The sequence below is a fragment of the bacterium genome (assembly GCA_035281585.1).
GTDB lineage: Bacteria > UBA10199 > UBA10199 > DSSB01 > DSSB01 > DATEDP01.
This window is the reverse complement of sequence record DATEDP010000109.1, coordinates 1-25,860: the sequence shown is the minus strand read 5'-3', so window position 1 is coordinate 25,860 and position 25,860 is coordinate 1. Positions and strand designations below refer to the sequence as shown.

Sequence of the window (25,860 nt, the reverse complement as noted above, 5' to 3'; positions counted from 1 at the left end):
TCCTCGATCCTTCGGGAATTAAGATCGAGGTTGTATACTGGCCGGCATGAAACAAAATTCCGCCAAGGAGTATAACCATGGCTCTCACCTTTTACTATGCCCCCATGTCCACCGCCACCCTCACCACTGCTATCCTCGCCGAGCTCGGCGTTCCCTGCGAGCGGGTGAAATTGGACCTCAAAGCCGGCGACACTCACAAGCCGGAATTCCTCAAGCTCAATCCCAATGGAGTCGTCCCCCTGATCGTTCACGACGGAACGCCGATTTGGGAGTCGGCGGCCATTGCGATGTATCTCGGCGAAGTGTTCGGGGTCGATGCCAAGCTTTACCCCGAACCGGGACCGAAGCGCGGCGAGGCGATGAAGTGGATCGTTTGGGGCAATGTCACGCTCGGTGAAGCGGCCAGCCGCTTGGCCTATGCCTTGCCGCAAGGCACGGCGGGCGCCGCCGCGGCCGAAAAAGCGAGGACCGACGTCGCCGCCCGCCTGAAGATTCTCGACGAAGCCTTGGCGAATCAATCCTTCCTCTTGGAAGACTACAGCCTCGCCGACACTCACCTCCATGGCTTCCTGAGCTGGCTGGGCCTGATGCAATTCGACTTGAAGCCCTTCACTCACATCCAGGAATGGCTGAAGCGCTGCAATCAACGTCCGGCCCTTGCCAATCTGCTCAACGACGCCGGGTGAATGGAGACTCATCTCACTGCGAAAGCTTGACCCGATAAACCTCGGTCTTCTGTCCCCCGCTAACGCCGTAATAAAACAACTCATGCCCGCCCGCCGGCAGCCCCTCCAGCGCCACATGCCCGCCACTAGCCGGTTTGTCGGGCGCCGCTTGGTCCACGCCGTAGAAAAACTCATAGTCCTTCCCATCATTGCTTTGGAAGGAAACCGAATAGTTCTTCGCGGTGCTTCCCAAAGTCCCCGGCATCGCATCGACAAAAGCCGAGATCGGCGTGACCTCGAAGGCATGTTGGAAGACCGGGCTCTCCTTGCCCTTGGCATCCACGTATTTGGCGTATAGCACGTGCTTGCCCAGCGGGAGCTTTCCGCTGACCTGGATGTTCGGAGTCATCTCCTGGGTCATCGGATCGGGAACCTGGCTCGGGCCGGTGTCGATCGTGGGATTGGGATCGTCGATCGAATAGTAGATCTTCTTCACGCCCATTTCGCGGGGGCTGATCGTCACGTCCACCAAGCCATGGGTCAGGAGCGTCACCTTCATTTCGACCGGCCGATCGACCATTGAGCCGTAGAAGGCAGTCACCATCTTATCGTACTCCGCTTTCTTGCGATAAACCGCGTCCAAATCCTTCTTGTCGATATAAAATGGCTTCACGCCGCCCTTCTCATCGGCTTTGGCGAAGCGCTCGAAGGCTGCCTTGGCTTCTTTCATTTCCTCGATGGTGATGTTGCCGGGTCCCGGCCGCAGGTATTCCTGGGCGAGCTCGTAGCCGATCGGCCCGACGTTGGGATGCTTGGCGGCCAGCGCCTGCAGCTGCGCCAGCCTCTCACTCCTTTCGGGCAAGGTCCGAATGGTCGCCAGCGCCACGACGGCATTGTCCGGATACTTGGCTTTCAGCTCGACGTAACGGGCCCGCGTCGCTTCGAGGCCTTGGGTGTTGTTCATCAGGGTTTGATAGGCCAGATGGGCGTCGATGTAATCCGGCGCCATTTGTAAAAATTGCTCGTAGGACTTGATCGCCTCGCCGGTGTTTCCCTTCACCTCGTAAAGGCGGGCGTTGGCGTAAAATTCTTCCGGCGTCTTCGGATCCGAAACCAGGGTTCCGCCCTTGAGCAACTGGTCGACCTTTTCCTCGATCCGCCCGACCGACGTTTTGACTTCCCCGACGTCCTCGCCGATCTTCAGGACGCTTCGTTGCAGCTCGGCGATCTGGGGAACCAAGCTGGCGGTCACGCCTTCTTTCGGCGTCGCGTAAAAGACGAAGGTCAAGACCGTCCAGCCGAAGATCGAGAGCGCGAAATAGCTGAGCACGCCGCCCAACTTCGAGTTGTAGGTTGGCTCTAATCCCTCGACCGCCGCTTTTTTTCGGAACAAGACGAGGGCCACCGCGAAACCGACCAAGGAGATCACAAGCAGCAGCGGAGGTATCGAAATCCAGGGCTTGAAAAAATCGCCGAAGAATCCGGTGAGGGAGGTGGTCAGGCCCCAGGGCTTCGCAATATGCCGCAGGGATGGCTTGGCTAATTTAAGATCCGATAGGCGCATAAGGAATGGTCCATTTTATTATTTGTGCTCCTCCCATTCCTACTTTAAAATCGGCCAATTTTGAGCCCTCGGGAGGTACCCATGAAAACCCAGCGATCCTGGCTTTTAACCTTGGCCCTTTTCTGTTTTCTCGCTTTCGCTCCGCCGCTGGAGGCCAGCGACCTCTTGGTGACCGCGCAAAGCTCGGGGAATGTGCTGCGGTATGATGGCCGGACCGGCGAGTTTATCGAAGAATTCATAGCCACCGGCAGCGGCGGCTTGGCGCGGCCCGATGGAATCGACTTCCACCCGAATGGAAACCTCTTGGTCCTCGACTTGGATTTGGACCAAATCCTGGAATACAACGGCGGAAACGGCGACTTCCTCGCCACCTTCGGCCCGGCCGGACCCTCCGGCGATTGCGTGGTCCTGGGACCGGACGGAAATATCTATGCCTGCGATTTCAGCGACGACCAAGTCTTCAAAATTGCCCCCGATGGGACCGGCGCGCCCTTCTTGACCGGGGTTAACGGCCCCGAGGGGTTGGATTTCGATGCCGCCGGAAATATCTACGTCAGCGGTTGCAACGAAAACGCGGTGCGAAGGTTCGATGGCGCCACCGGCCAGCTCATCGACGTCTTCGTCGCCCCCGACTCCGGCGGCTTGAGCTGCCCGGTCGCGGTACTCTTCGGGCCCGACGGCAACCTCTACGTGTCCAGCCTCGATACCAATGAAATCCTCCGCTACAACGGGACCACCGGCGCCTTCATCGATGCCTTTGTCCCCGCCGGCTCCGGCGGATTGTCGGCCCCCTTCGGCATGCTGTTCCGCTCCGACGGCAATCTCTACGTCGCCAGCATCGATACCGATGAAATCCTCCGCTACAACGGGACCACCGGCGCTTTCATCGACGCCTTCGTCACTGCCGGCAGCGGCGGCTTGGACCAGCCCTTGGATATGGTCTTCTTCCCGGCCGGTGAGCTGCAATTCAGCGTCGCCAACTTCTCGGTCGATGAAACCGAGGGAAGCGCGACCGTCGAAGTGGTCCGCGCCGGCGGAACCAATGGCGAGGTCACGGTGCAATTCGACACTTCCGATGGAACCGCGGTCGCCGGCACCGACTACACCGCCGTTTCCGAGACCCTGGTCTTCGCCGAGGGCCAAACCAGCCAATCGGTCGACATTCCCATCCTCCAGAATGGCCTGGATGCGACCGACAAAACCGTCAACCTCACGCTCAGCGATCCGACCGATGACGCCGAGCTGGGCGACCCCGACACCGCGGTCCTCACCATCGAGGCCGAGGAGATCGAGGGCGACGGCGGATGCCGGCTGGCGCCCGGCGCCCGGCAACCGGCCGGAATTTCGTTCTTGGCTTTGGGCTTGATTCTACTGGCGGCCTTACGATGGCGAAGCGCTTCGAAGGCGGCGTAAATTCAGATTTTTAATACCGTGGAATCCCCGGGTCCACCTCGCGCGAATAAGCGTCAATGCCGCCCTTCAAGTTCATCACGTTCTTGAATCCCTTCTTCTTTAGCTGCTCCGCCGCAACGGAGCTGCGGTTGCCATAATGGCAGATGACAACCGTGGTTTGGTCGGGATTTAGCTCGGCGATGCGGGCTTCCAGTTGACCCATGGGGATGTGGCGGGCGCCCGGAAAGCCCGCCCGTTGGATTTCCGACAACTCCCGGACGTCCAGCAATTGCAGTTGCTCGCCTTCTTGAAGCATTTGGGCCAGCTTTTTAGGGGAAATCGTCTCCGCGGCTTCGGCTCTGGGTTGATCGACGAGAAAAACCACCGCAAGGAAAAGAAGGATTTTCGCCAAGCTCTGTTTCATAACGGCTCTACGCCTTTAGAAAAACGTCGGCGGCCCGGTTCGGCAAGTGATCGACAAGAAGGTGTCGCAAGCCCGTGGCTTGCAAGTCATATCACTGCCGATATACCGCGCCGACCGCGCCTTGCCTTGATCCTTCGGCTCCATCTCCCATTTCTGCGCGCCTTTGTAGCCTTTGCCTTGGCACCAGGCCTCGGCCGCCTTGGAACCACAGCCTTCCTCCGGCGCGTAGCAGTAGGCTAGGCGCTGCTTCCCTTGCATCGGCTCCACGAAGACCGGCTTATTCGGATCGGTGGAAGATGCCTTGGCCGGCTCGGAGCTCCTCGGCGCCTCGTCGCTTTTTTTCGCCACCCGCGGCATCGGCCGAACCTTCAGGGTCAGCGCGGCTTCCGGCATGAAGCGATCCTGGATTCGGACATCGGTGACCTCATGGCTCTTGTTCTTCATCTCGACCAGCCGGCAATTCCCCTTGGCCAGGATGTCCTTCTCCTTGGCCTTGGAGCTGCCGAATTTATTCGAAGGGCCCAGGCTGTAGGGCTGATGGGGATTGTTGTCCTGGCTGCAAATATTGAGGAAATCGCCATGCTCGACCGTCGCCTTGCGGGCCGTGATCTTGCCCTGGCCGAGGTTGACGTCGACGGTTTCGCTGTAGGCGGTGGAAATTCCCAGGGTTCCCAGAAAGATGAGCAGGAAAAGGGGAGTTTTCATAAGTCCTCCTTTGGCGATTCATGATGGTCCCACCGTCGCCCGGGAGGGTCAAGGATTCATCCGCAAGAAACCATTGGCGAAATATGGCCTTGCCCCTTATGATCCGGCCGCGGACCCCCAAAAACCGAATATCTAGGAGATGATCCATGCGCCGTCTCGCCTACTTGCTTGGCAGCCTCGCCCTGCTTGCCTCTTGGAGCCTTTTGTCCGCCGCCCCGGCCGGGGCCGTCGAATACGTCGTCAACACCACCGCCGATATTTCCGATGGGACGCCCGATGGGGTCTGCGACGACGGCTCGGGCAACTGCAGCCTGCGCGAAGCGATCCAAGAAGCCAACTTCAACGGCGGGCCCGACAGCATCGTCTTCGCCGATTGCGGAAGCGCCGAGTGCGTTTACCTCCTCACCTTGGGCGGCATCGACGAAGACGGCGCCGAGACCGGCGACTTGGATATCAACGATGACCTGGTCCTCACCGGCAACGGCCGAGCCGTGACCATCGTCGACGGCGACAACCTGGACCGGGTCTTCGATTTGGATCCGGGCCAATTGGGGGTGGCGATCACGCTCAATTCCCTGACCGTTCGCCATGGCAACGCCCAATTGGGAATCTTCTTCAACACCGGCGGCGGCATCTTGGCCAGCGGATCGACCGACTCGGCCTTCGTCCTCAACGATCTCCTGATCACCCAGAACGTCTCGATCGTCGATGGCGGCGGCCTCTCGATGTTCCTGGGCACATTGACCATCAATGATTCGACCATCAGCGACAATGAAGCTCAGGGCGGCAACGGCGGCGGCGGTCTGTTCTTCGGCAATGGCGAGAACCTTCAGGTCAACCGCTGCATCGTCGAGGGGAATCGGGCCGGCCGCGGCGGCGGCATCGTCAACCTCTCGGAATTGACGATCAACGATTCGACGATCCGCAACAATGAGGCCACCGACTTCGAGGACCTCGGCCATGACGGCGGCGGCATCCTGGCCTTCAATCATGTGACCATCAACAACAGCACGATCAGCGGGAATTCGACGATCGAGGACGGCGGCGGCATCGTCACCACCAGCACCGCCACCATCACCAACTCCACCATCAGCGGCAACACCGCTCAAGGCAATGGCGGCGGCGTGGAGCCGAGCCAAAACGAGGTTTCCTTCACCAATGTCACGATCAGCGGCAACAGCGCCGGCGGGCAGGGCGGGGGAATTTTCATCGGCCCGCCTCCGACGCCCCAACCCGGCATCAAGTTCGGCTTCAGCCCCCCGACCGTCAACCTGCTCCACCTGACGATCGCCGATAACCAAGCGGCGGAAGGCGGCGGCATCTTCAACGGCGGGCCGGCGGCCTTCGTGAATTTCCGCAATTCGATCATCGCCGACAACGGCTCCGGCAATTGCGCGGGCGAGGGGACCTCCTTGGGCGGCAATGTCAGCGACGATGCGACCTGCAACCTTAGCGGCCAGGGCGATCGGCCCGACGCCGACCCGGCCCTCGGCGCCTTGGCCGACAATGGCGGTCCCACCCAAACTCAGGATCTCTTGGTCGGCAGCCAAGCGGTCGACGCCGGCATCGACTGCCCGCCGCCGGCCCAGGATCAGCGCGGCATTGCTCGTCCGCAAGGCCTGGCCTGCGACGCCGGCGCGGTCGAAGTGGCCTGCGGCGACGGTTCGGTCAACGGCGATGAGGAATGCGACGACGGCAATAACTTGGACAGCGACGGTTGCAGCGCGCTCTGCATCATCGAAACGCAGCAGGACTTCCTGCTCAATGGAACCGGCTGCGCCTTGCAGGCTCAAGCCAAGCCGGACTTCAGGGCCGGCGCTTGGCTGCTCTTGGCGTCGGTGCTCGGCCTGTTCTTTAGGTGGAAGAAGCGTCCTTCGGCATCGCCTGGCCTTTGACCGGGCCTTGGCGGTAAGCCGTCGTCGGATCGAAGGGCCCGTCGAGGGCCGGCGAGCGGAACTTCTTCTGGTCTTCGGTCCGCTCGACCCGGCTGAAGATCTTGGCGATCTCCGGATCTTGCAAGGCCTTGTCCATCCGCATCACGACCTTTTCGCCGGATTTCTTCGTGACCACCAGCACCGGGCTGACGAAGCGCACGCCCAAGGCGTACTCGGTGTGGCGGTAGCCGGCTTCCCTTCCGTGACCGGGCGTCCGCTGGATCGGGATTTCGTCGGCGCCATATAAACCATAGAAGTCGATCGCCTCGCCGGCCTTGCCGCCGGCGTAGCGCACCGCGACCTGGGGCGAGACCACCAGCTCTTTTTTCCCGCCGGCCACCAAGGTGCCCAACGCCACGCCCTTCAGCTGGGCCTTGATGTCCAAGTCGCTCCGCAGGTAAAAGCCGGCCGAGTCGAGGTAGGCCGAGTTGGCTTGGAACTCCTCGGGATGGCTGTAAGAAGGGCCGACGACGCGCTTCCCGGCCTGGGCATAGGTTTCCTCGACGATGGTCTTGGTGGGCAGGCACCAATCGTATTTGCGGGCCAGCGCCTGGGCGAGGATCGGCGACAGCGGCACTCGGACGAAATCTTCGTTGGAGCCGATCGCGATGTAGTCGGGCATGACGTAGGTCTTCACCTCGCCGCCGTCGGGTCCCTTGATCGTCACGGCCTTGGGACGCCGCAAGAACTCGGGGACATTGCCGAGCTCGATCTGCTCGAGGATGGCGTTCTCCCTTTCGATCTTCGAGAGCTTGCCCAGCTGGCGCGGATTCTTTTCGAACTCCTTCAAGTCGACGCCCAAAACTTTTTCCATGAACTGGCTGCCGCCGAGGGCGTTCTCCGGTCTCTTCGGCAAGTTGAGGAAGCCCTTGGCCCGATAGTCCTCGGGCGACCGGATCTGACCCTGCAAGCTCGCGAGGTCGGAGGCTTGGTCGCCGGCGCCGAGGCTGCCCGCGTTCAGCTCGAGATAATCGCGGTACTCCTGCACGAAGGCGGGGTCGTCCTTGCCGTAGAGCAATTCCGCCCGGTTGGCCAAACCGTTGAGGTAGTCGGCGGCCTGGGGATCCTTGCAAGAGATCTTCTGAGTGCCCGTGAGCTCGGCCTTCGAATTTCCTTCCAAGCGCTTCAGGTCGCTGGCGAGGGATTTCCATTCCCGGGTTTCGAGCCGCTTGGCCGGAGCCTTTTCATCGGCGCCCTTGAAAATCGTCGGACTGAAGCTCCATCGGCCCACCAAAAAACTGAACAATGAGAACATTGGGAACATAAAGCCTCCTTTATCTAGGAGGAGCAATTGTCGTGCCCAAGGACCTAAATAATAAGTATATGTAAATACTTATGATTTTATCGAGTGCCGGTGCTGGAAAGCGCGCCGAAATGGGAAAAGTGCTCAGTTTGAGAAGTATTCTCTATTGAAAGGAAGACCGTGGGCCACGAGTGCCGCCTGCAAGCGGGAATTCACCCCCAACTTGCCGAACAGGTGCCCGGCATGAGTGTGGACGGTGTCCCGGGAAACAAAGAGCCGTTGCGCGATCTCTTGGTCGGTAAGTCCCTCCGCCAGCAGGCGGAGAACCTCGGTTTCGGTCTTGGTCAAGCCGTAGCGCCGAGCGACTTCGGCAAGCTGCGGCATATGGACAGGTAAATTGGCTCGTTCGAGCTCGGCCAAGACGAAAGGATTTCCGGAGCGGGTTTTGGCCAGGCGAAGGATAACTTGAATCGGCTCGGCTTTTTTCCCGAAGAGAGCGACGTGGGACGAGGGAGCTTCGCAAGTTCGCCCTTTCGCCAAATCGCCAAATTTACGCACCGCCGCCCGGAGCTCTTCCGAGACCTTAAAACGGCCGCGGGTTTGGAGACCCACCAGCTTCTCGGCGCTCTGCGAGGCGCAAAGCAGCTTGCCTTCGATGTCGAAAGCCATCTTGGGGCGTGTTTCCGTGTCCAGGACTCCCTCCAGGGTGGAGCAGGATTCCTTTAAGATTGTCGAATGGTCGATCCATCTTCCCAAAGCTTGCAGCGGTGGCAATAGGCTCTCCGCCATTTTCCGCTCCTCGGCGTTAAAGCTCGGCTGATGGTGACCGCGGGCCAACAACAGCTGAACACAGCCTATTTTATAAGGCTGGGCCTCGCTGAATCGGAAAATGAAGTAATCATGCACTCCATTAGGTCGTCCCAGCTCATGATACACCGGAGCTTTTAAGAAGGCCTTCCATTCCGGGCAGTCGGACGCTTGGAGAAGCCTCAGGTTCCTGGCGGAACTGGCGGAGATCATGGGGTCGCAATGATAATACCGTTCGGCCCATTGGAGATGGATCTCGATCGCCCCCGCGCTGACGATCAGTGGTCCCCGCTCGTCGGTCCGGAAAAGAATGGAGAGGCTGGTGTTGAAAAGTCGGTCAAGGGAGGAGACGGCTTGGGCTCCGAACTCTGCCCATGAGGAAGATTCGTAGGCGGCTTGTAAGATGTTTGCCGTCGCCTTTTCACGAAAATCTAAACTTTGCATAGCCCCTCAGAAATGCCAATTTTTTGCTCAGTTTGAGAAGTATTCCCGATTGAAAGGAAGGCCATGGGCCACGAGCGCCGCCTGCAAGCGGGAATTCACCCCCAACTTGCCGAACAGGTGCCCGGCATGAGTGTGGACGGTGTCGCGGGAAATGAAGAGCCGTTGCGCGATCTCTTGGTCGGTAAGTCCCTGCGCCAGCAGGCGGAGAACCTCGGTTTCGGTCTTGGTCAAGCCGTAGCGCTGCGCGACCTCTCCGAGCTGGGGGATTTGAGCCAGTAAATCGGCCCTTTCCACCTCGGCCAAGACGAAGGGATTTCCGGAGCGGGTTTTGGCCAGGCGGAGGGTGACTTGGATCGGCTGGGCGTTTTTTCCATAAAGGGCGACCTGAGGCGAGGGGGCTTCGGAACTTCGCTCTTTCACTAAATCTCCGAAGCGCCGCACCGCCGCCCGGAGCTCTTCCGAGATCCGAAAACGGCCGCGGGTTTCAAGGCCAACCAGCTTCTCGGCCGTCCGCGAGGCGCAGAGCAGCTTGCCGTCGATGTCGAAAGCGATCTTGGGGCGCCCTTCCGAGTCCAGGACTCCCTCCAGGGTGGAGCAGGAGTCACTTAAAATTCTGGAGCGATCGATCCATCTTCCCAAGGCTTGGAGCGGCGGCAGGAGGCTTTCGGCCCTGCGGCGCTCTTCGCGGTTGAAGCTCGCCTGATGATGGCCGCGGGCCAACAAGAGTTGAACGCAGCCCGACTTGTAAGGCTGGGCCTCGCTGAAGCGGAACATGAAGTAATCGTGCACTCCGCAGGACTTTGCCAGATCAACATAAACGGGAGCTTTCAAGAAGGCCCGCCATTCCGGGCAGTCGGAGGCTTGCAAGAGTCCCTGGTTCCTGGCGGAAATGGCCGGAATCATGGGATCGCAATGAAAATATTTTTCCGCCCATTGGAGGTGGATCTCGATCGCTCCCGCGCTGGCGATCACGGGTCCCCGCTCGTCGGATCGGAAAAGAATCGAGAGGCTGGTGTTGAAAAGCTGGTCAAGGGAGGTGACGGCTTGCGCCCCGAATTCTTCCCAGGTGGAAGCTTCGTAAGCGGCTCGTAAAATGCTCGCTGTCGCTTTTTCGCGAAAGTCCAAACTAGGCATAGCCCCCCCTGGATAGCCGGAATCCAATGACGCGCTCAGGGGGTGAGAGAATCTATTTGTCGAGGATGAAGGCGCTCGTGAGAGAAAATCCAGGTGCTAATCGCCGATGACCACGAATCCTTAGGTTGCCACTTCTTCCCTTCCCCGGAGCCGGAGTATCGAAGCTAAATCTTAAAAGCTGCCGCCGGGACTTTTCAATTGAAAAATCCCGGAGCAGGGCCAGAAACCCATGCGTTTGCCACCAAAATTCCCCAGTTTGGGTGATTTCAACCGGATCAAAACAAAGTAGATTTTCCTTTGAGAAAACACCAATTCCTAGCGGGGGATTTTATGATTAAACCAATTAAATCAAGCATCTATCTCAGCATCGCGGTGGCCATGCTCATGGCGTGGGCACCTTCGTCCAAGGCCCAGGTGATCATCATTCAGCCGAATCAAGACGATTCCTGCGCCGTCTCTTTTGACGAAAACTGGAACCAGATAAATATCGGCCACTACGTCGGCAAAAAGAAGAGCTGGTGCGGGCTTCCCTCGAAGCCGGCCTGCCATCTTCCCGAGTGGGACTTGATGGGGGGCTCGCTGCTCGTGCAGGGTGTGAGCGACGTCAATGTCGTGGCCGACGGCCCTTTTCAAAACTGCTCCGGCGTGTTTATGGATGGCGCCTCGAATGTCACGGTGTCGGACATCGACTGCCAGGAAGCCGGCGGGGGCGTGTTAGTCACGAACAGCAACAATATCACCCTGCGTAACCTCTCTTTCCAACTCGCCGAGGGCGCCCAGCCCAGCTCCTTGGACGTCCAGAACAGCCAGGGCGTGACGGCCTCCGGGCTTAGTTTCGAGGGAGGCTTCGATAGGGCAAACGTCCAAGCCTCGAGCGACGTGAAAGTGGATCGAAGCTACTTCGAGGTTTCGAACAATGTTTCGTTCAGCAACATCAACATCTTTGAGTCGAGCGATGTTTCGTTCAGCAAGGTGGTGGTCAACGGCGGCGGGGGTGGTGTTACCATGAACGCTTCGACCGACGTGAGTCTAAGCCAAGCGCGAATCACGCCCGGCGCGGACTCGACATTCCCCAGCATCCTCGATTTCGATTCGACCGGCATCAATATCAATCAGGTCACGATCGATCGGCGGGCCGTCGCGTCTAGCAACTGCGTCAACCTGAATGGCTCGAGTGAGGTCACCATCGCGAACAATAAATGCCTTTCCGATCCGGCGAACAGCTCGGATTACGCTATCATCTTTACCCAAGTCTCCGATTACCTGGTCACCCGGAATCTGCTCGACGGCAGCGCCAGCGGCATCTTCATCACCGACCAGGCCACCGGCGAGGACTCCGAAGGGGAAATCAGCCGGAACACGGTCAACGTCAACGGCGCCTACGGAATATTCTTGTCCGGAGCTTCTGGTGTCGACGTGATTCGAAACAATTTCACGAACTCCGCTGGGATCGGGACCGGAGCCTTTTACTACGACGAGGCCGGCATTCCTCCCAATACCGTTCCTCTGATCATCAACTTCGAGAAAAACAAATACTCGGGCTTCGAATTCAACGGAGAGTGCAATAGCCTTGAAATGATCTGTCCCTAAACGGGGAATGGTTTGTCGAGACACAATGCCCCTGGGGAATTTGCTCCAGGGGCATTTTCAAACGGAGAAAATGGATGAATGCCATCCTATCAAAATATGTTGGGCTTGCCTTGGCGCTGTGGCTTGGCCTGGCGAGTTGCAGCCAGAAGTCGTCAGCCCCGGCGGGCGAAGAAGTGAGCGGGCCCCAGGCACCGGCTCAGGAAGCCCCGGCTGACGACGACGAGGAATTGTCGATCATTTTGGATGAAAGGAAGCGATAAAATGGAGATTTTTATGTTTGGCAAGAGGGTCTTGACGCTCGCGGCGCTGACCGGAGCTTTGTTGGGAGGGGTTCCGGCTTGGGGCGCGGTGGTGGAAGCCGAGGTCGTTTTGGCCCAAGTCTCTCGGGTTGCCAAAAAATACAACAACTGCACCAACGACGGGAACACCTACACTCTTGAAATCACCGGCCAAGCCGATGGAGTGGAGAAAATTATCAGCCTTCCCAACGTGGAGCCCAATAAGCCGGATGACGACGACGCCAGTCGAGCGGAGGCCGACATGGCCGCCTTTTGTGAAAAGGCCGCGCTTTTGACCAAGAGCCTGCCGGAGAAGCATGATCTCTACATTCAGATCAAGTACGAGAACCAGGGCGGCGGCGGTCCAAGCAATGAGGGCCTTTGCACCTCGACCGGGAGCTCGACTCGAGTGCGCGGGACTCAGTTGGTGTGTGAATTGAGGTAGAAAACGGAGGTTTGTTATGTTCGGCAAGAGGTTTATCGCGATCGCGGCACTTGCGGGAGCTTTCCTGGGAGCGCCTCAGGCCTGGGGCGTCGTCGTCGAGGACGAGGTTGTCTTTAGCCAAGTCTCACGGGTTGCCAAGAAATACGATAATTGCGCCAACAACGGGAACACCTATACTTTCGAAGTCACCGGCCTGGTGGATGGGCAGGAGAAGACCGTCAGGCTTCCCCAGGTACGGCCGGACCGTGACGACGATAGCCGCGCGGAAGACGACATGGTCGCTTTTTGCGAAAAGGCGGCCCTTTTGACCAAGAGCCGGCCGGACAAATATGATTTCTACATGCAGGTCAAATATGAGTCCACGGGGAGCGGCGGTCCGAATGAAGTCGGCCTCTGCACAGAGACCGTGGGTTCTGGCCGCGAGCGCGGGACTCAGTTGGTGTGTGAATTAAGGTAATGGCCATGGGCCATGAGCGCCGCCTGGAGGCGGGAGCGAACGCCCAACTTGCCGAACAAGTGTCCGGCATGGGTGTGAACGGTGTCCCGGGAAACGAAGAGCCGTTGCGCGATCTCTTGGTCGGAAAGCCCCTGCGCCAGCAGGCGAAGAACCTCGGTTTCGGTCTTGGTCAGGCCGAATCGAAGCGCCAATGTCGCGAGCTGGGGAAGCTGATCCGATAAATCGGCCGGCTCGATCTCGGCCAAGACGAATCGATTCCCGGAGCGGGTTTTAGCCAGCCGAAGCGTGGCGCGGAGCAGTTGGCCTTTTTTTCCGAAGCAAGCGACCTGAGGCGAGAGGCTTTCGCCGATTCGCCCCTTTGACAAATCTCCAAAACGCCGGACGGCCGCGAGAAGCTTTGGCTCGATTCGAAAACGGCCGCGGGCATGGAATCCAGCCAATTTCTCGGCGCTCCCCGAGGCGCAAAGCAGCTTGCCTCCGACGTCGAAAGCCATCTTGGGACGTCCTTCCGAGTCCATGATTCCCTCCAGGGTGGCGCAGGACTCGCTTAAGCTTGTCGAACGATCGATCCATCTTCCCAAAGCTTGCAGCGGGGGCATCAGGCTTTCGGCCCGGAGCCGGTCCTCGCGGCTAAAGTTCGGCTGCTGGGGACCCCGGGCCAACAAGAGATTGATGGAGCCCGGTTGGTGAAGGGACCTGTTGAATTGGAGGTTAAAGAAATCATGCATTCCGTTGGGTCGTCCCAGCTCACGATACACGGGAGCCTTCAGGAAGGCTTTCCATTCCGGGCGCTCCGACGCGTGTAGGATGCCCGGATTCATTTTTTGAAAGACGGGGACCATGGGGTCGCCATCAAAATACCGTTCGGCCCATTGGCGGTGGATCTCCACCGCTCCTCCGTGGCCGATCATGGTTCCACATGCGTCGGTTCGGCAAAGAATGGAAATGCTGGTATTGAAAATTTCGTCAAAGAAAGGAAGGGCTTGAGCCCCGAAATCCTCCCAGGAGGAAGATTCGTAGGCGGCTTGTAAGATCTTTGCCGTCGCTTTTTCCTGAAAATCTAAATTTTTCATAGCCCCCGCCGGTGTCAAAAATCTTAAGGGCTGTGGTAGTCCCTTTCAATTGAAAAACCTGGGCTAGGTCTAAAAATTCCCCAGTTTGGGTGATGGCAGGCCGGACCAAAAGAAGTACATTTTCTCGAATCCAAGGTTAATAAACTTAATCCACGACTCACTCATGAAGGGGGTTATTTTATGGGTAAGCGAAATCCAACAATTTTATCGGCCATCTTCGCGATGGTCTTGACGGCGTGGACACTATCCGCGCGGGCGCAAGTCATCCTCGTCCAGTCGAATCCGGACGAATCCTGCGCCGTCACGATCACGTTCGATGAAAACGGCGTGAACTTCGTGAATATCGGCACTTACACCGACGGAGTCTGCCATGTTCCGGAGTGGGACTTGATGGGCGGCTCGCTGCTCGCGCTGGGCGTGAGCGGCGTCAATGTCGTGGCCGACGGTCCTTTGCACAACTGCTCCGGCGTGTTTATGGATGGCGCGTCGAATACCACGGTGTCGGACATCGACTGCCAGGAAGCCGGCGGGGGCGTGTTGGTCACGAACAGCAACAATATCACCCTGCGTAACCTCTCCTTCCAACTCGCCGAGGGCGCCCAGCCCAGCTCCTTGGACGTCCAGAACAGCCAGGGCGTGACGGCTTCGGATCTTCACTTCGCGGGCACCTTCGATCGGGCCAATATCCAGTCCTCGAGTGGTGTCAGCGTAAGCAATAGCTCCTTCGAGGTTTCGAGCCAGGTTTCGTTCAGCAGCATCAATATCTTTGAGTCGAACGATGTTTCGCTCAGCCAGGTCACGGTCACCGGCGGCGGAGGCGGAATGACCATGAGCAATGCGACTGGCGTGAGCCTGAGCCAATCCACGATCACGCTCGGCGCGGACTCGTTCTTTCCCAGCGTCCTCGCTTTCGATTCGACAGGTATCAATGTCAATCAGGTCACGATCGACCGGCGGGCCGTGGCATCCACCTCGTGTGTCAATCTGAATATCTCGAGCGGTGTCACGATTGCGAACAGCAAATGCTTGTCCGATCCGGCGAACAACTCCGATTTCGCTATTGTCTTCACCCAAGTCTCCGATTACCTGATCACCCAAAATCTGCTTGACGGTAGTGACAATGGCATCTTCATCACCGACCAGGCCACCGGCGAGGACTCCGAAGGGGAAATCAGTCGGAACACGGTCAACGTCAATGGCACCTACGGACTATTCTTGTCCGGTGCTTCGGGTATCGACGTTGTTCGAAACAATTTCACGAACGCGAGTGGAACCGGGACGGGCGCTTTTTACTACGACGAAGCCGGCATTCCTCCCAATGTCATTCAACTAATCATCAACTTCGAAAAGAACAAATACTCGGGCTTCGAAATCAACGGCGAATGCAATAGTTTAGAGACGATCTGCCCCTAGCCGGGTATTATCGTCGATGACGCAGCGCCCCTGGAAATCGTTTCCAGGGGCGTTTTTATGCCTAAAAATTCCCCATTTTGGGTGATTCCGAGCCGGGTGAAAAGAAGTACATTTCTCTGATCCACGGTTCACTCATGATGGGGGTTATTTTTATGGGTAAGAGAATTCCAATAATTTCAGCCATCTTCACGATGGTCTTGATGGCGTGGACCTTGTCCGCGCGGGCGCAATTCGTCATGACTCAAGCGAATCCGGACGAATCCTGCGCCGTCACGATCACGTTCGATGAAAACGGCGTCAATTTCATCAACATCGGGACCTATCTGGATGGAACTTGTCATCTTCCCGAATGGGATTTCATGGGGTCTCCATTGGTCGTCCAAGGCAGCGACTACAATGTCACCGCTGACGGCCCTTTGCACAATTGCGCTCAAGTAGTGGTGGAAAGCGCCTCGAACGTCTCGGTATCGGGTGCCGATTTTGACGGGGTCTTTGGGGGCGTTGGGGTATATGGCGGGAGCAATATCACCTTGCACGATCTTTCCTTCCAAGGAACCCTAGATTTCTTGGACCGGGCCTTGGATGTCTCGAGCTCCCAAGGTGTCACGGCTTCCCAACTCAGCTTCACCGGCAATTTCGATCGGGTGAACATCGCATCGTCGAGCGGCGTCAGCGTCGCCAAAAGCTCCTTCGAGCTGAGGGACGATGCCTTCACGGTAGTCAACATCTTTGAGTCGAGCGACGTCGCGGTCAGCCAGGTCAAAGCCAACGGCGGCCAGGGTTTGATGAGCGCATTTAATGCGAACGGTGTGACCCTCGACAAGGCGGCGGTCACGCTTAGCGCGGACGGATTCTCCGCCAACGTCGCCGTGTTCGATTCGTCGGATGTCAGCGTCACCAATTCCACGATCGACCGCCGGGCTATCGCCGCCTCTTCCCTCTGTTTCAACCTCAATGATTCGAGCGATATCACGGTCTCGAATAATAAGTGCCTGGCCGATCCGGCCACCAGCTCCGGCGGCGCCATGACCATCACCATCGTCAAAAACTACCTGGTCGCCAACAACCTGTTCGAGGGCAACGCCGGCGGTATCTTTGTCTCCAGCGACGGCGTCATTCCCGACAACGGGGAGATCAGCCGGAACACGATCAATATGACCGGCCCCTACGGGCTGTTCTTATCGGCGGTGACCGACGTCGACGTGATTCGGAACAATATCACCAACACGCTCGGAACCGGGCAAACCGGGACTTGGTACTACGACGAGCTCACCGATGGCACGCCGCTGTTCATCAACTTCGAGAAGAACAAATACTCGGGTTTCGCCCTCAACGGCGAATGCAATAGCTTGGATACGATCTGCCCCTAGCCGGGAATAGTATCGTCGATACGCAGGGGCCCCTGGAATCCTCGGATTCCAGGGGCTTTTTTGGTTGGGCCGCCTTAATCCATGCGGGTTTTCGGAGAGAAGCGGCGAAGATTTTGCGATTCCCCCCCTTTGAAAAAGGGGGGATTAAGGGGGGATTTGAAGCGGTGGCACAAATCCCAACCCACGTTCAAGCACCTGCCACGGCTTAAATCCCCCCTCCCCCCCCTTTTTCAAAGGGGGGTATTGCATTTTGCAGCACCGACTTGAGCTTGCCTCGGACCGATTCCGAGCTTCGGTGGCCTCCTTCATAATAAAGCACGCGGAAATCCAGCGAAGGCTCGTTTCGTTCACGGTGCGCGGCGTTTTTCCTTTCGAAAGCCTTGACGGCGCCGGCGGAGACATGGGCGTCGTTCAAGCCATGGAAGACGTAGATAGGGACTTTGGGGCTTAACAATCTCAAGCCTTCCAAGGTTGCTTCGTTCGAGGGCGCTCCGCTTTGCTTTCGGAGATATCCGCAGGGAACCCCGGCCCATTTTTTCAGCACTTTCCAATCGCATTCGGTCATGGCCGTCTGGATTTCGTTGCGGAGCTTTTCCGGATAGTTCTGGAGTTGCTGACTCACGATCTCATCCCAGGGCTCGATCGGGAGGCCGGTCAATAACAAGCTTTGAACCTGGGCCGCGAGCGGGTCTTTCTCTTTCAAGAGGCGCTCATAGAGCCGAAGGGCGATTTGGGATCCTTCGGAGTGGCCCCGCAAATGGATGGCCTGGACGGTTCCGCCGCCCTGTTGTAGGCCCCAGCGAAGTGTTTCGGCGGCGCAGTCCATCAGCGTGTCCTGGGTGTGCTTGAGGAAAGACGGCTCGTCCTCGAGTTTGTAGGCGCCGGGTTTGCCGCCCTTCTTGGGCTGAATGCCGGGCTTGTCGAAAATGACGTAAGAGACGGGATGAGTCTTGAGCAAGGATTGAATTTCACCATGCAGCCGAAGGTTGGAGTAGAGTCCGGTTCCGCCCATCGTGAGGATCAGATGGCGGCTCGGGCCGGCGGAGAAGAAATAGGCGCTGCAAATTAAGCCGTCTTGGGCGCGAACTTCGCCTTTTGAAGGTGGAGATTGCCCAAAAGACATCGCCGGCCAAGTGAAGAGGCCAAAGAAGGCCAGAATCATTCGCCAATTCATCGCTCGTCTATAGCCCATCTCGGCCCGATGAAAATCACCTGTTTTAGGGATTTTTCAAGGAAAATCATGACTTATACACGAACAAAGCCAGAATTCCGTGGAAAAATGAAAAGTAAGCAATGGAGAAAAGAACGAGAAAGATCGTGTTGCCCCGAATCTGCTTCGCCACTTCACGGGGCTTTCCGGGATAAAGGTCGTTGACCGCGCCGAGGTCGCTTTCGTTGATGAAGCCGCCGCGCAGGGCCGAAAATTTTCCCAAGACCACGACTTCCTCGCCGGGCTCGACCAGCTGCTCGCGGAACTTGACGCCTTGCCAGCTTCCCGGATCGTCGCCCAAGCGCAAATCCTTGCGCACCGAGCCGTCATCGTCGATCAGGATGTCTTCAACTTTCGAGAGCTGATCCCAGATTCCTTTCATGCTGCGCGCATCCTCGAAGAAAGCCTGGGCGGCATGCTTGGCGAAATTTTCCCGCGAGCTGGTCGTCGGACGAAATTGCGGTGGGACATGCTCCAGCGTCGGAAAGCCCAGCAGCCGAAACTTCCCTTGAGGCGTGTGGATCGAGCAAGGGCACATCGCCAGGCCGCCGTAGAAATTGTCGTCCCGTTCCGGCCGGTGCGCGGCCATCGGATCTTCGTGGTAGATCTTGTAATCGTAGGCGACGCAGGGCCGGCCGCTCAGCGGGCTCCGGAGCGGATCGCCGTCGGGCTCGATCCGGCCGATCGCCGCCGCCAGTTTCCCATCCTCCGGCGGGAGTCCGCTCTGGGCCCGCCGGATCGCCGCGGTCTTGCGCCAAGTTGTGACGATGTTCCGCAGGCTGCCGACGAGGGCCAGGATCGAAAGCGAGGCAAAAAAACCGAACAGTAGCTGGAGATGCCAAGCCATGTACGGCTTCAACAAAAAGAAATAGCCGGCAAAACAGACCAGCCAGAAGGCGAGTAAGATCAGGCAGGATCTTTTCATGAAAAGCGCTCAATTAAATATTTGGCAAGCCCCGCCAAGCCTCGTATCTTGCCGAGAAATTCGAAGGAGCCCTAATGCGATTCCCTCTTCTTGGCAAGTTTTTCACCCTGGGTGGCTTGACGATTGCGGTCGCCGCTTGCGGCAGCGGCGGCAGCGACTTCAGCGGGCAGCTCAACGTCCACGTCCGCGGCGCCAACGGCCCGCTGGGTCCCGCTCAAGTGACGCTCTATTCCACCCGCAGCGGCCGCGATCCCTTGATCCTCAGCCAGGCCGACACCAGCGACCAAGGCTTCGTCGGCCTCTTTTACAATCCCCCGACCGATCCGCAGGCGGTCCTCTACGTCGAGGCCGACCTCCGGCCGGAGCGGCCGATCAAGCTGGCCGCGGTGTTGGGGACCGGGCCGGCGCCGGCGGAGATCATGGTCAATGAATTGACCACCGTCGCTCTGGCCTATGCGATGAATCAATTTCTGGGGCCCCAGGGCCTCGGCGGCTCCAGCCCGGGCTTGCAGAACGCCGCGGCCATCGCCGGCAACCTCGCCTCGGTCGAAAGCGGGGTGGTCGCGTCATTCCTGGCCGCGGCGCCCAACGGCGGCGAGACCAGAACCCTGGCCACCTTCAACTCCCTGGCCAATCTGTTGGCGGCCTGCGTGCTCGCCCCAGCCAATTGCGATTCGCTTTTCACCTTGGCGACGCCGCCCCAAGGCGGCGCTCCCGCCGAAACCCTCAGCGCCGTCCATAACGTCGCTCGCTACCCCGGGCAGAACGTCGTCGCTCTGCAAGCGCTGGCGCAGTCCTCGGCGGCTTTCGCGCCGGCCCTCGACGCCGCCGCGGCGCTCGATGCCTGGACTCTGGCGTTGCGCTACGTCGGCAATGGCCAGGAGATGGATGGGCCCGGCAACGTCGCCTTCGATGCCGACGGCAACGCTTGGATCGTCAACAATTACGAATTTCACGCCGAAGCGACCGGCGAGGTTTGCGGCGACGATCATATTCTGCGCCTCACTCCGACCGGCGAAGACTTCCCAGGCGCGCCCTACCAAGGCGGCGGGCTCTACGGCGCCGGCTACGGCATCACTTTCGATCCGCTGGACCGCCTATGGGCCGCCAACTTCGGCTTTCAAGGCTCCGATTGCCCTTACGATCATCTGGAGCTTTCGCAGACGGTTTCGCTCTTCGATCTCGACGGCACGCCGCTCTCGCCCACCAGCCAAGGCAACGATTCGGGCCAGGACCACGGCGGATTCCAGGGGTCGGGCAACACGATACGCCAGCCTCAGGGCACGGTTTCCGATGTGGAGGGAAATCTCTGGATCGCGAACTGTGGCGGCAACAGTGTGACTCAGTTTCCGGCCGGCGATCCCAATGCCGCTTTCGCGATCGCGCCCGAAGACGGCGGCAATCCCTTGCTGGTCAACCCCTTCGACATCGCGATCGACACTCAGGGCCGGGCTTGGGTGAGCAGCAACGATAACAGCAGCGTCCTGGCCTTCGACGTCGAGGGTCATTTACTCCACCAGGTGACTGGTTCCGGAATCTCGCGGCCGATGGGCGTCGCCACCGACAGCCTCGGCAACGTTTGGGTTTCCAATTCCGGCATCATCCACCTGCCTTGCCAAGGCTCGACCGGCGATCTCTTCGACGCGGTCGACGAGTCCAACCAGCCGGGCTTCCAGAATGACAACGCCTCGGTCTCGATCGTCAACGCCCAAGGCCAGGCCAGCGGGCCCTTCCAGGGCGGCGGCCTCCAATTGCCCTGGGGGATCGCGGTCGACGGCAACGACAATGTTTGGGTGGCCAACTTCGCCGGCCAACGGCTTTCCCAAGTTTGCGGAGCCCGGCCCGAGACTTGCCCGCCGGGATTGCAAACCGGCGATCCGATCTCGCCGCCCGCCGGCTACGGCTTCGACGGCTTGGTGCGCAACACCGGAGTTGAAATCGATCCTTCGGGAAATGTTTGGCTGACCAACAATTGGGAGTTGGTGCCGATCCAGCAAAACCCCGGCGGCCATGAAATGGTGGTCTTCCTCGGCTTGGCCAAGCCGGTCCAGACGCCGCTGATCGGGCCGCCCCAAGCCGCCGATTAACCCTTGGCCTTGCTCTGCCGCTCGATCTCCTGTCGAAGCCGCTCTTCCTGAGCCTGCAGCTCGGGGGTGAACTCCTCGCCGAAGTCGCTCGCTTCGAAGACGGGCCGGATCTCGAGCTCGGCTTCCTCGCCGGGCATGGGATCGGGGCAGCGGCGGGCCCATTGGAGGGCTTCGTCCATCGACTTGACCTGCCAGATCCAAAAGCCGGCGATCAGCTCCTTGGTTTCGGCGAAGGGGCCGTCGACGATCCGGCGCTCGCTGCCGCGGAACTGGACCCGCTTGCCCTTCACGCTGGGATGGAGGCCTTCGCCGGCCAGCATGATGCCGGCCTTGACCAATTCTTCATTGAATTTGCCCATTTCGGTCAGCAAAGCCTCGCTGGGCATGACCCCGGCTTCGCTGTTCTTGGTGGCTTTCACGATGACCATGACTTTCATAATCTCTCCTTTGGCCAGACGACGGCCCAATTTGCCCGAATCGACAATTCGCCGCAATGGATTCGCTAAAACTTTCCCGAAAATCCCAAGGGAACTTCGACACCTACCGCCGGCTTCGACTCGAAGCTGAGCTTGGCCAGGCCGCGGGCGCCGGCATAGATGGCCCAGGCGTCGTGGAGGTGGAGTTGGATGCCGCCGCCCAGCGGCGAAAAGGAAATCCCCGAATCTTCCTCGGCGAAGAGCCGGTAAACTCCCAGGCTGGGCAGGTGGATATAAGGATCGAAGATGAGCGGGCTCTCCCGCAGATGGAAGACCGGTTCCAAGACCAGGCCGAGGCCGAAGTCGTCGCTGCTCTCATTTTTTTTGACGCTCTCGCCCTGAAGGCTTAGCCGGAAATCCCAGCGGTCCTGGCGAAAGCCGAGCCAGACCTTGGCGCCGCCTCGAGGTCCCTGGAAGTGATTGAAGATCAGCTCGCCGCCCAGCCGCCAGCCTTTCCAGCGGTCGTAGATAAAGGTTCCGCCGGCCGGAGGCGGCGGGAGCTTGGGCGCCTCGGCCGCGGCCGCGGCGGTCGCCGGCACCGCCGGCGAGCCCAGCCCCATGGCCGCGCGCAAGCCTTGGGCGTCCTTCTCCTCCTTGGGCGTCAGCGAAGTCTGTTTCAGCTCTTCCGTGCCGAAGAGGGCGGCGATCATCGTTTTGGCCTGGTTCTTACAAGAAGCTTCCGGGATCGGATCGCAAAAGGAGTATTCGCTCTCGCCGTCGACGCTCGAGATCTTTCCCATCTCCTCCATCACGAAAACGTCCTTGTCGTCGGCCTTCAGGGTGACGATTCCGTCGCCGGGCTGTCCCCGATCGAAGACCAGCTGGCGGTCGATGTATTTTTCGAGGTGGAGGCTTTCGAGAATTTCTTCGCAATCGCGCCGGGCGCAGACGTAATCGATCAAGGCCATGGCGAGATCGGTGGTGGCTGGGATGCGGTCGGACATGAAGGGGCCCCAAATGCCGGGCCCTCAAAGGGGGGAATCGTCGCTCGGCGCCTAAAGTTGTGCGCCGGCGGGGCTTAATCCATCGGGACGTCTTCGATTTTTTCGGCGGTGCTTTTATCGGTGGCTTGCCGGCTAGGTTGGTCCTGCGGCTTGCTGCTGCCGGAGTCGAAATAGAAGGTCATCTTTTTCGGCGTCCATTCGAGGTCGATGTGGTCGGCTTTCCACTGCCAGCGGCCGAGCTCGCCGCCGGTGAGGGTCGAGCTGCCGGAGCCGTCGGCATTGAGCGTCATGAAATAAGTGCCGAGCTGGGGATTGGTGACCTTCCAATTGCCGAGGTAGTCTTCTTGGGTCGCCTTGCCCGGGCCGGTGGCGGTGTTTTGGTCCTTTTGGCTGCAGCCGGCGCCGAGCAGAAGCACACTCAGTAAAAATCCGAGAACGATCGAAGGCATGGCTGCTTTATAGCGCAGAATGGGCTAAAAGAGAGCAAATATTTGAAAGGATATGTATGGCTTTGACCCTTCACCTGCATCCGCTTTCTTCCTTCTGCCACAAGGTGCTGATCGCCCTTTATGAAAACGAGACGCCTTTTGCGGCCCAGACGGTCAATCTGATGGACCCGGCCGAGTCCCAGGAATTTCGCAAGATTTCACCCTTCGGGAAGATCCCGGTGCTCCGGGACGACGGGAACGATCGCATCGTTCTCGAGTCCTCCATCATCATCGAGTATTTGCAGCAGCACTATCCGGGCAAAGCCCAACTCCTGCCCGCCGGCCCCGAAGCCTTGCTCGATGTTCGGCTCAAGGACCGCCTGCTCGACCTTTACCTTCATCTGCCCATGCAGAAGGTTGTCCTCGATAACTTGCGTCCCGCCGGCAAGAACGATCCTTACGGAGTCGAGCAGGCGCGGGAGACGATTCGCCTCTCCTGTCGAAGGATCGATCGGGAAATGGAAAGCCGGACCTGGGCGATAGGGGAGAGCTTCAGCTTGGCCGACTGCTCGGCGGCGCCGGCTTTGTTCTACGTGAATCAGGTGATGCCCTTGGCCGGGGACTTCCCTCATGCCGCGGCCTATTTGAAGCGACTGATGCAGCGGCCTTCCTACGCCCGAGTCCTGCGCGAGGCCGAGCCTTACTTCAAGAGCTTCCCCGGCGCCGCGAAGAAATAAAGCTAGCGTGGCCACAACCAGGGCTTGTGATGGTTGCCCCGGTCCGAGCCGACCGGCAAAGGCAGGCCCGGCGTGAAAGTCCCCTGATCCATGCAGGCGATTTTCCCGCGATCGGGACCGGCGGGACTGATGTCGCCGCCCGAGTTGGGCGAGTTATCCTGAATGTCGGAGTCCAGATTGCTGACGCAGAGCAAACCGCCGATCAAGACCGGGACCGCCGGGAATTCCAGCGGGCCTTCGTTTCGGCGGCCGGTAGTCTCGCTGACCGGATTACGGAAGACCTCGGCGACTTCGCCGTCGCGGCTGATCCAGGTCATCGAATTGCGGTCGATTGAGGTCACCCAAAGGTTCCCTTTGCGATCGATGGCGATGCCGCCGGCTCCGCTCAAGATCGGGTGTTGGACGAAGGCATTCTCCAAACAGAGAGTGTCCGCCGGATAAGTCGTGTCGCATCCGATTTTGGAGCGCAGGCCGCCGTCGCGATAAAACTCCGCCTTCCAAATAACCCCGCGGCTGACATCGGTGATGAAGAGCTCGCCATCGGCATTGAAGGCCAGGCCGGTGGCAACTCCCAAGCCTAGAGCGTTTCCCAGCGGGAAGCGGTTGGTGTCGCGCCCGATCCCGAGACTGTTGCGAAGCGGTGGAATGCGAAATTGAACCACTCCCGCGCCACCGGCCGGGATTTTCCATACTCGGCCTTGGTTTGACGGGCCATCGGTCGCCCATAGATTGCCGTCTTGGTCGAAGGCGATGTTGGCGAGACCGTTGGCGGCCGTGCCGAATTCGGTCGCCAGCGGCGGGCTGCTCTCATCCGGCGTGAAGCTGTAAATCCTTCCGGTGACGGTGTCGCCGACGAAAAGGTCGCCGTTTTGGTTAAATGCCAATCCGATGACGATGCAGGAGGTCATCGAGTTCGCCGCCGGCACGAAGCCTACGACGACCAAGGTTGGATTGTTGGGATCAACCCGCCAAATCGGACAAGGAACGCCGGCCGGAGTGTTCCGTCCGGCGGCATATAAATATCCGTCGGGACCCGAAGCCAGACCCTGCATGGTCAGCGGCATTTTGATCAGCGTCGAAAAGCTGGCATTTTCCGGGAAATCATGGCCGCCTCCGGAAGCCTCGACATTGGGAATGTAAATGAAAAAAGCCAATAGAATCGCGCTAAGCGCGAGCTTAAGCCCATACCCCATAAGAACCCCCTGTTTAACCCCTAAATGAAGAATAATAATTCTAAACTCGAAACGGAACCTTAGCAATGACTCGGCTGAATTCAATGGATGGATTCGGGCCGGCGGGTATAATTTCGAATCTCTTCACCTTGGAGGTCTCATGAAAAAAACGATTCCTTTCTTTATTATCCTGGCCGGCTTGGCCTTGGCTTTTCCGATCCGGGCCGAGGAAGCCAAGACGCCACCGGCGCCAGCGCCAGCCGCCGCCGCTCCGGCTTCCCAATCGGCGGGGCCTTCGATGATTTCGGCCAATGGATTCTCTTGCTCGATGATGGAGGGCAAGACCCAGTGCCAGGGCAAATTCGCGGAGGTCGACAAGAATCTGGTTTTCGCGGCTCGGGGATCGGGCGACCTCGTGCTCCGCGTCATCAAGGGAGATCAGCGCTACACTTACTCCAGCGGCAACGGCTGCCTTTGCGAGGAAGAGAAGAAGGAAATCGATTGCGTGAATGCCCAAGGCAAGAAGCAAGAGTTCAAGGGCGACAAGATGCAACAGGAAAGCGCCGCGTTCTGCTCGCTGAAGAAGTGAGCTGGCTTAGAGGTCCCGGCCGTTGAAGTGCTTCACCGGGACGCTCTCCAGGTTGAAGTCTTCGAGGCAACGGATATTGATCGCCGCCATCGGCTGGCCCTTGGGGTCGACGCCTTCGCCGAAAGGGTGCATCCCGCAGGTCGGGCAAAAGCGGTGCTTCACGATGTGCCGGTTGAAGGTGTAAGTGGCGAGGTCATTCTCGGGCGTGAGCAACTTCATCTTCTCACGCGGCACGAACCAGAGCAGGGAGCCCTTCCGCGAGCAGATCGAGCAATTGCAAGCGATGGCGCCTTCGATTTCGCCCTCGACTTCGTAAGCGATTTTTCCGCAGTGACAGCTGCCTCGGTATTTCAT

General features: G+C 59.0%; 26 protein-coding genes. 12 read left to right on the top strand and 14 right to left on the bottom strand.

What is annotated here, in order from left to right; all coding sequences use genetic code 11:
* The first annotated feature begins 77 nt into the window (after positions 1-77).
* Positions 78-686: a glutathione S-transferase family protein gene (locus VJR29_08830; protein ID HKY63509.1), complete on the top strand. Its 609-nt coding sequence runs from the start codon at positions 78-80 to the stop codon at positions 684-686.
* 13 nt (positions 687-699) lie between these two features.
* Here the strand turns inward: VJR29_08830 and VJR29_08825 are convergent, their stop codons facing one another.
* Complete coding sequence (locus VJR29_08825; protein HKY63508.1) at positions 700-2,229, bottom strand: tetratricopeptide repeat protein; 1,530 nt, start codon at positions 2,227-2,229, stop codon at positions 700-702.
* 81 nt (positions 2,230-2,310) lie between these two features.
* On the opposite strand from VJR29_08825, the gene VJR29_08820 reads away from it, so the two are divergent.
* Positions 2,311-3,642 carry a Calx-beta domain-containing protein gene (locus tag VJR29_08820; GenBank protein HKY63507.1) on the top strand — a complete coding sequence of 444 codons (1,332 nt, stop codon included), beginning with the start codon at positions 2,311-2,313 and terminating at the stop codon, positions 3,640-3,642.
* A gap of 10 nt (positions 3,643-3,652) precedes the next feature.
* Here VJR29_08820 and VJR29_08815 read toward each other — a convergent pair whose 3' ends face one another.
* Together VJR29_08815 and VJR29_08810 are read right to left on the bottom strand one after the other, a co-directional pair.
* Positions 3,653-4,045 (bottom strand): rhodanese-like domain-containing protein, encoded by a 393-nt coding sequence (locus tag VJR29_08815; GenBank protein HKY63506.1) that lies wholly within the window; start codon positions 4,043-4,045, stop codon positions 3,653-3,655.
* A gap of 15 nt (positions 4,046-4,060) precedes the next feature.
* On the bottom strand, positions 4,061-4,750 hold the full coding sequence (locus tag VJR29_08810; protein ID HKY63505.1) for a hypothetical protein: 690 nt from the start codon (positions 4,748-4,750) through the stop codon (positions 4,061-4,063).
* A gap of 146 nt (positions 4,751-4,896) precedes the next feature.
* On the opposite strand from VJR29_08810, the gene VJR29_08805 reads away from it, so the two are divergent.
* Entirely contained in the window at positions 4,897-6,645 is a 1,749-nt protein-coding gene (locus tag VJR29_08805) for a choice-of-anchor Q domain-containing protein (protein HKY63504.1), read from the top strand.
* Here the strand turns inward: VJR29_08805 and VJR29_08800 are convergent.
* From VJR29_08800 to VJR29_08790, 3 genes are all read right to left on the bottom strand, one after another.
* Positions 6,605-7,948, bottom strand: coding sequence for a hypothetical protein (locus VJR29_08800; GenBank protein HKY63503.1), 1,344 nt, complete (start codon positions 7,946-7,948; stop codon positions 6,605-6,607). The genes VJR29_08805 and VJR29_08800 overlap by 41 nt on opposite strands.
* A gap of 123 nt (positions 7,949-8,071) precedes the next feature.
* Positions 8,072-9,178, bottom strand: a complete 1,107-nt coding sequence (locus tag VJR29_08795) for a response regulator transcription factor (protein ID HKY63502.1) — start codon at positions 9,176-9,178, stop codon at positions 8,072-8,074.
* A 27-nt stretch (positions 9,179-9,205) separates the two neighbouring features.
* Positions 9,206-10,312, bottom strand: a complete 1,107-nt coding sequence (locus tag VJR29_08790; GenBank protein HKY63501.1) for a response regulator transcription factor — start codon at positions 10,310-10,312, stop codon at positions 9,206-9,208.
* 330 nt (positions 10,313-10,642) lie between these two features.
* On the opposite strand from VJR29_08790, the gene VJR29_08785 reads away from it, so the two are divergent.
* The 4 genes from VJR29_08785 (at position 10,643) to VJR29_08770 (ending at position 13,082) form a co-directional block, all read left to right on the top strand.
* A complete protein-coding gene (locus VJR29_08785; GenBank protein HKY63500.1) occupies positions 10,643-11,902 on the top strand; it encodes a right-handed parallel beta-helix repeat-containing protein in 1,260 nt (419 codons plus the stop codon).
* A 74-nt stretch (positions 11,903-11,976) separates the two neighbouring features.
* Positions 11,977-12,162 (top strand): hypothetical protein, encoded by a 186-nt coding sequence (locus tag VJR29_08780; GenBank protein HKY63499.1) that lies wholly within the window; start codon positions 11,977-11,979, stop codon positions 12,160-12,162.
* A 13-nt stretch (positions 12,163-12,175) separates the two neighbouring features.
* On the top strand, positions 12,176-12,625 hold the full coding sequence (locus tag VJR29_08775) for a hypothetical protein (protein ID HKY63498.1): 450 nt from the start codon (positions 12,176-12,178) through the stop codon (positions 12,623-12,625).
* A gap of 16 nt (positions 12,626-12,641) precedes the next feature.
* On the top strand, positions 12,642-13,082 hold the full coding sequence (locus VJR29_08770) for a hypothetical protein (protein HKY63497.1): 441 nt from the start codon (positions 12,642-12,644) through the stop codon (positions 13,080-13,082).
* Here VJR29_08770 and VJR29_08765 read toward each other — a convergent pair.
* Positions 13,058-13,810, bottom strand: a complete 753-nt coding sequence (locus VJR29_08765) for a response regulator transcription factor (GenBank protein HKY63496.1) — start codon at positions 13,808-13,810, stop codon at positions 13,058-13,060. The genes VJR29_08770 and VJR29_08765 overlap by 25 nt on opposite strands.
* Positions 13,811-14,335: 525 nt before the next feature.
* Between VJR29_08765 and VJR29_08760 the strand changes: the two genes are divergently transcribed.
* Positions 14,336-15,568, top strand: a complete 1,233-nt coding sequence (locus VJR29_08760; protein ID HKY63495.1) for a right-handed parallel beta-helix repeat-containing protein — start codon at positions 14,336-14,338, stop codon at positions 15,566-15,568.
* A 236-nt stretch (positions 15,569-15,804) separates the two neighbouring features.
* Complete coding sequence (locus tag VJR29_08755) at positions 15,805-16,938, top strand: right-handed parallel beta-helix repeat-containing protein (GenBank protein HKY63494.1); 1,134 nt, start codon at positions 15,805-15,807, stop codon at positions 16,936-16,938.
* 205 nt (positions 16,939-17,143) lie between these two features.
* On the opposite strand, the gene VJR29_08750 is transcribed toward VJR29_08755, so the two are convergent.
* Both VJR29_08750 and VJR29_08745 read right to left on the bottom strand, forming a co-directional pair.
* Positions 17,144-18,112 carry a hypothetical protein gene (locus VJR29_08750; GenBank protein ID HKY63493.1) on the bottom strand — a complete coding sequence of 323 codons (969 nt, stop codon included), beginning with the start codon at positions 18,110-18,112 and terminating at the stop codon, positions 17,144-17,146.
* Positions 18,113-18,176: 64 nt separating this feature from the next.
* The gene (locus VJR29_08745; GenBank protein ID HKY63492.1) at positions 18,177-19,073 is read right to left on the bottom strand and encodes a hypothetical protein; all 897 of its coding nucleotides are present in this window, start codon (positions 19,071-19,073) and stop codon (positions 18,177-18,179) included.
* Between the two features lie 74 nt (positions 19,074-19,147).
* On the opposite strand from VJR29_08745, the gene VJR29_08740 reads away from it, so the two are divergent.
* Positions 19,148-21,160, top strand: a complete 2,013-nt coding sequence (locus tag VJR29_08740) for a hypothetical protein (protein HKY63491.1) — start codon at positions 19,148-19,150, stop codon at positions 21,158-21,160.
* On the opposite strand, the gene VJR29_08735 is transcribed toward VJR29_08740, so the two are convergent.
* From VJR29_08735 to VJR29_08725, 3 genes are all read right to left on the bottom strand, one after another.
* The gene (locus VJR29_08735; protein HKY63490.1) at positions 21,157-21,597 is read right to left on the bottom strand and encodes a YciI family protein; all 441 of its coding nucleotides are present in this window, start codon (positions 21,595-21,597) and stop codon (positions 21,157-21,159) included. The genes VJR29_08740 and VJR29_08735 overlap by 4 nt on opposite strands.
* A 65-nt stretch (positions 21,598-21,662) precedes the next feature.
* Complete coding sequence (locus VJR29_08730) at positions 21,663-22,580, bottom strand: hypothetical protein (GenBank protein HKY63489.1); 918 nt, start codon at positions 22,578-22,580, stop codon at positions 21,663-21,665.
* A 74-nt stretch (positions 22,581-22,654) separates the two neighbouring features.
* Positions 22,655-23,029: a hypothetical protein gene (locus tag VJR29_08725; protein HKY63488.1), complete on the bottom strand. Its 375-nt coding sequence runs from the start codon at positions 23,027-23,029 to the stop codon at positions 22,655-22,657.
* Between the two features lie 56 nt (positions 23,030-23,085).
* Between VJR29_08725 and VJR29_08720 the strand changes: the two genes are divergently transcribed.
* Complete coding sequence (locus tag VJR29_08720) at positions 23,086-23,745, top strand: glutathione S-transferase family protein (protein ID HKY63487.1); 660 nt, start codon at positions 23,086-23,088, stop codon at positions 23,743-23,745.
* Between the two features lie 2 nt (positions 23,746-23,747).
* On the opposite strand, the gene VJR29_08715 is transcribed toward VJR29_08720, so the two are convergent.
* Positions 23,748-24,938 carry an SMP-30/gluconolactonase/LRE family protein gene (locus VJR29_08715; protein HKY63486.1) on the bottom strand — a complete coding sequence of 397 codons (1,191 nt, stop codon included), beginning with the start codon at positions 24,936-24,938 and terminating at the stop codon, positions 23,748-23,750.
* Between the two features lie 139 nt (positions 24,939-25,077).
* Between VJR29_08715 and VJR29_08710 the strand changes: the two genes are divergently transcribed.
* Positions 25,078-25,506, top strand: coding sequence for a hypothetical protein (locus VJR29_08710; GenBank protein HKY63485.1), 429 nt, complete (start codon positions 25,078-25,080; stop codon positions 25,504-25,506).
* A 6-nt stretch (positions 25,507-25,512) separates the two neighbouring features.
* On the opposite strand, the gene VJR29_08705 is transcribed toward VJR29_08710, so the two are convergent.
* The coding region (locus tag VJR29_08705; protein HKY63484.1) for a GFA family protein at positions 25,513-25,860 on the bottom strand (348 nt) is incomplete at its 5' end.

Coding starts and splice junctions, on each gene's coding strand:
- VJR29_08800 (HKY63503.1), bottom strand. CDS start 7,948: ATGTTCCCAATGTTCTCATTGTTCAGTTTTTTGGTGGGCCGATGGAGC.
- VJR29_08730 (HKY63489.1), bottom strand. CDS start 22,580: ATGTCCGACCGCATCCCAGCCACCACCGATCTCGCCATGGCCTTGATC.
- VJR29_08720 (HKY63487.1), top strand. CDS start 23,086: ATGGCTTTGACCCTTCACCTGCATCCGCTTTCTTCCTTCTGCCACAAG.
- VJR29_08750 (HKY63493.1), bottom strand. CDS start 18,112: ATGAATTGGCGAATGATTCTGGCCTTCTTTGGCCTCTTCACTTGGCCG.
- VJR29_08765 (HKY63496.1), bottom strand. CDS start 13,810: ATGCATGATTTCTTTAACCTCCAATTCAACAGGTCCCTTCACCAACCG.
- VJR29_08795 (HKY63502.1), bottom strand. CDS start 9,178: ATGCAAAGTTTAGATTTTCGTGAAAAGGCGACGGCAAACATCTTACAA.
- VJR29_08810 (HKY63505.1), bottom strand. CDS start 4,750: ATGAAAACTCCCCTTTTCCTGCTCATCTTTCTGGGAACCCTGGGAATT.
- VJR29_08770 (HKY63497.1), top strand. CDS start 12,642: ATGTTCGGCAAGAGGTTTATCGCGATCGCGGCACTTGCGGGAGCTTTC.
- VJR29_08805 (HKY63504.1), top strand. CDS start 4,897: ATGCGCCGTCTCGCCTACTTGCTTGGCAGCCTCGCCCTGCTTGCCTCT.
- VJR29_08790 (HKY63501.1), bottom strand. CDS start 10,312: ATGCCTAGTTTGGACTTTCGCGAAAAAGCGACAGCGAGCATTTTACGA.
- VJR29_08815 (HKY63506.1), bottom strand. CDS start 4,045: ATGAAACAGAGCTTGGCGAAAATCCTTCTTTTCCTTGCGGTGGTTTTT.
- VJR29_08710 (HKY63485.1), top strand. CDS start 25,078: ATGAAAAAAACGATTCCTTTCTTTATTATCCTGGCCGGCTTGGCCTTG.
- VJR29_08830 (HKY63509.1), top strand. CDS start 78: ATGGCTCTCACCTTTTACTATGCCCCCATGTCCACCGCCACCCTCACC.
- VJR29_08740 (HKY63491.1), top strand. CDS start 19,148: ATGCGATTCCCTCTTCTTGGCAAGTTTTTCACCCTGGGTGGCTTGACG.
- VJR29_08785 (HKY63500.1), top strand. CDS start 10,643: ATGATTAAACCAATTAAATCAAGCATCTATCTCAGCATCGCGGTGGCC.
- VJR29_08820 (HKY63507.1), top strand. CDS start 2,311: ATGAAAACCCAGCGATCCTGGCTTTTAACCTTGGCCCTTTTCTGTTTT.
- VJR29_08755 (HKY63494.1), top strand. CDS start 15,805: ATGACTCAAGCGAATCCGGACGAATCCTGCGCCGTCACGATCACGTTC.
- VJR29_08760 (HKY63495.1), top strand. CDS start 14,336: ATGGGTAAGCGAAATCCAACAATTTTATCGGCCATCTTCGCGATGGTC.
- VJR29_08745 (HKY63492.1), bottom strand. CDS start 19,073: ATGAAAAGATCCTGCCTGATCTTACTCGCCTTCTGGCTGGTCTGTTTT.
- VJR29_08775 (HKY63498.1), top strand. CDS start 12,176: ATGTTTGGCAAGAGGGTCTTGACGCTCGCGGCGCTGACCGGAGCTTTG.
- VJR29_08735 (HKY63490.1), bottom strand. CDS start 21,597: ATGAAAGTCATGGTCATCGTGAAAGCCACCAAGAACAGCGAAGCCGGG.
- VJR29_08825 (HKY63508.1), bottom strand. CDS start 2,229: ATGCGCCTATCGGATCTTAAATTAGCCAAGCCATCCCTGCGGCATATT.
- VJR29_08725 (HKY63488.1), bottom strand. CDS start 23,029: ATGCCTTCGATCGTTCTCGGATTTTTACTGAGTGTGCTTCTGCTCGGC.
- VJR29_08780 (HKY63499.1), top strand. CDS start 11,977: ATGAATGCCATCCTATCAAAATATGTTGGGCTTGCCTTGGCGCTGTGG.
- VJR29_08715 (HKY63486.1), bottom strand. CDS start 24,938: ATGGGGTATGGGCTTAAGCTCGCGCTTAGCGCGATTCTATTGGCTTTT.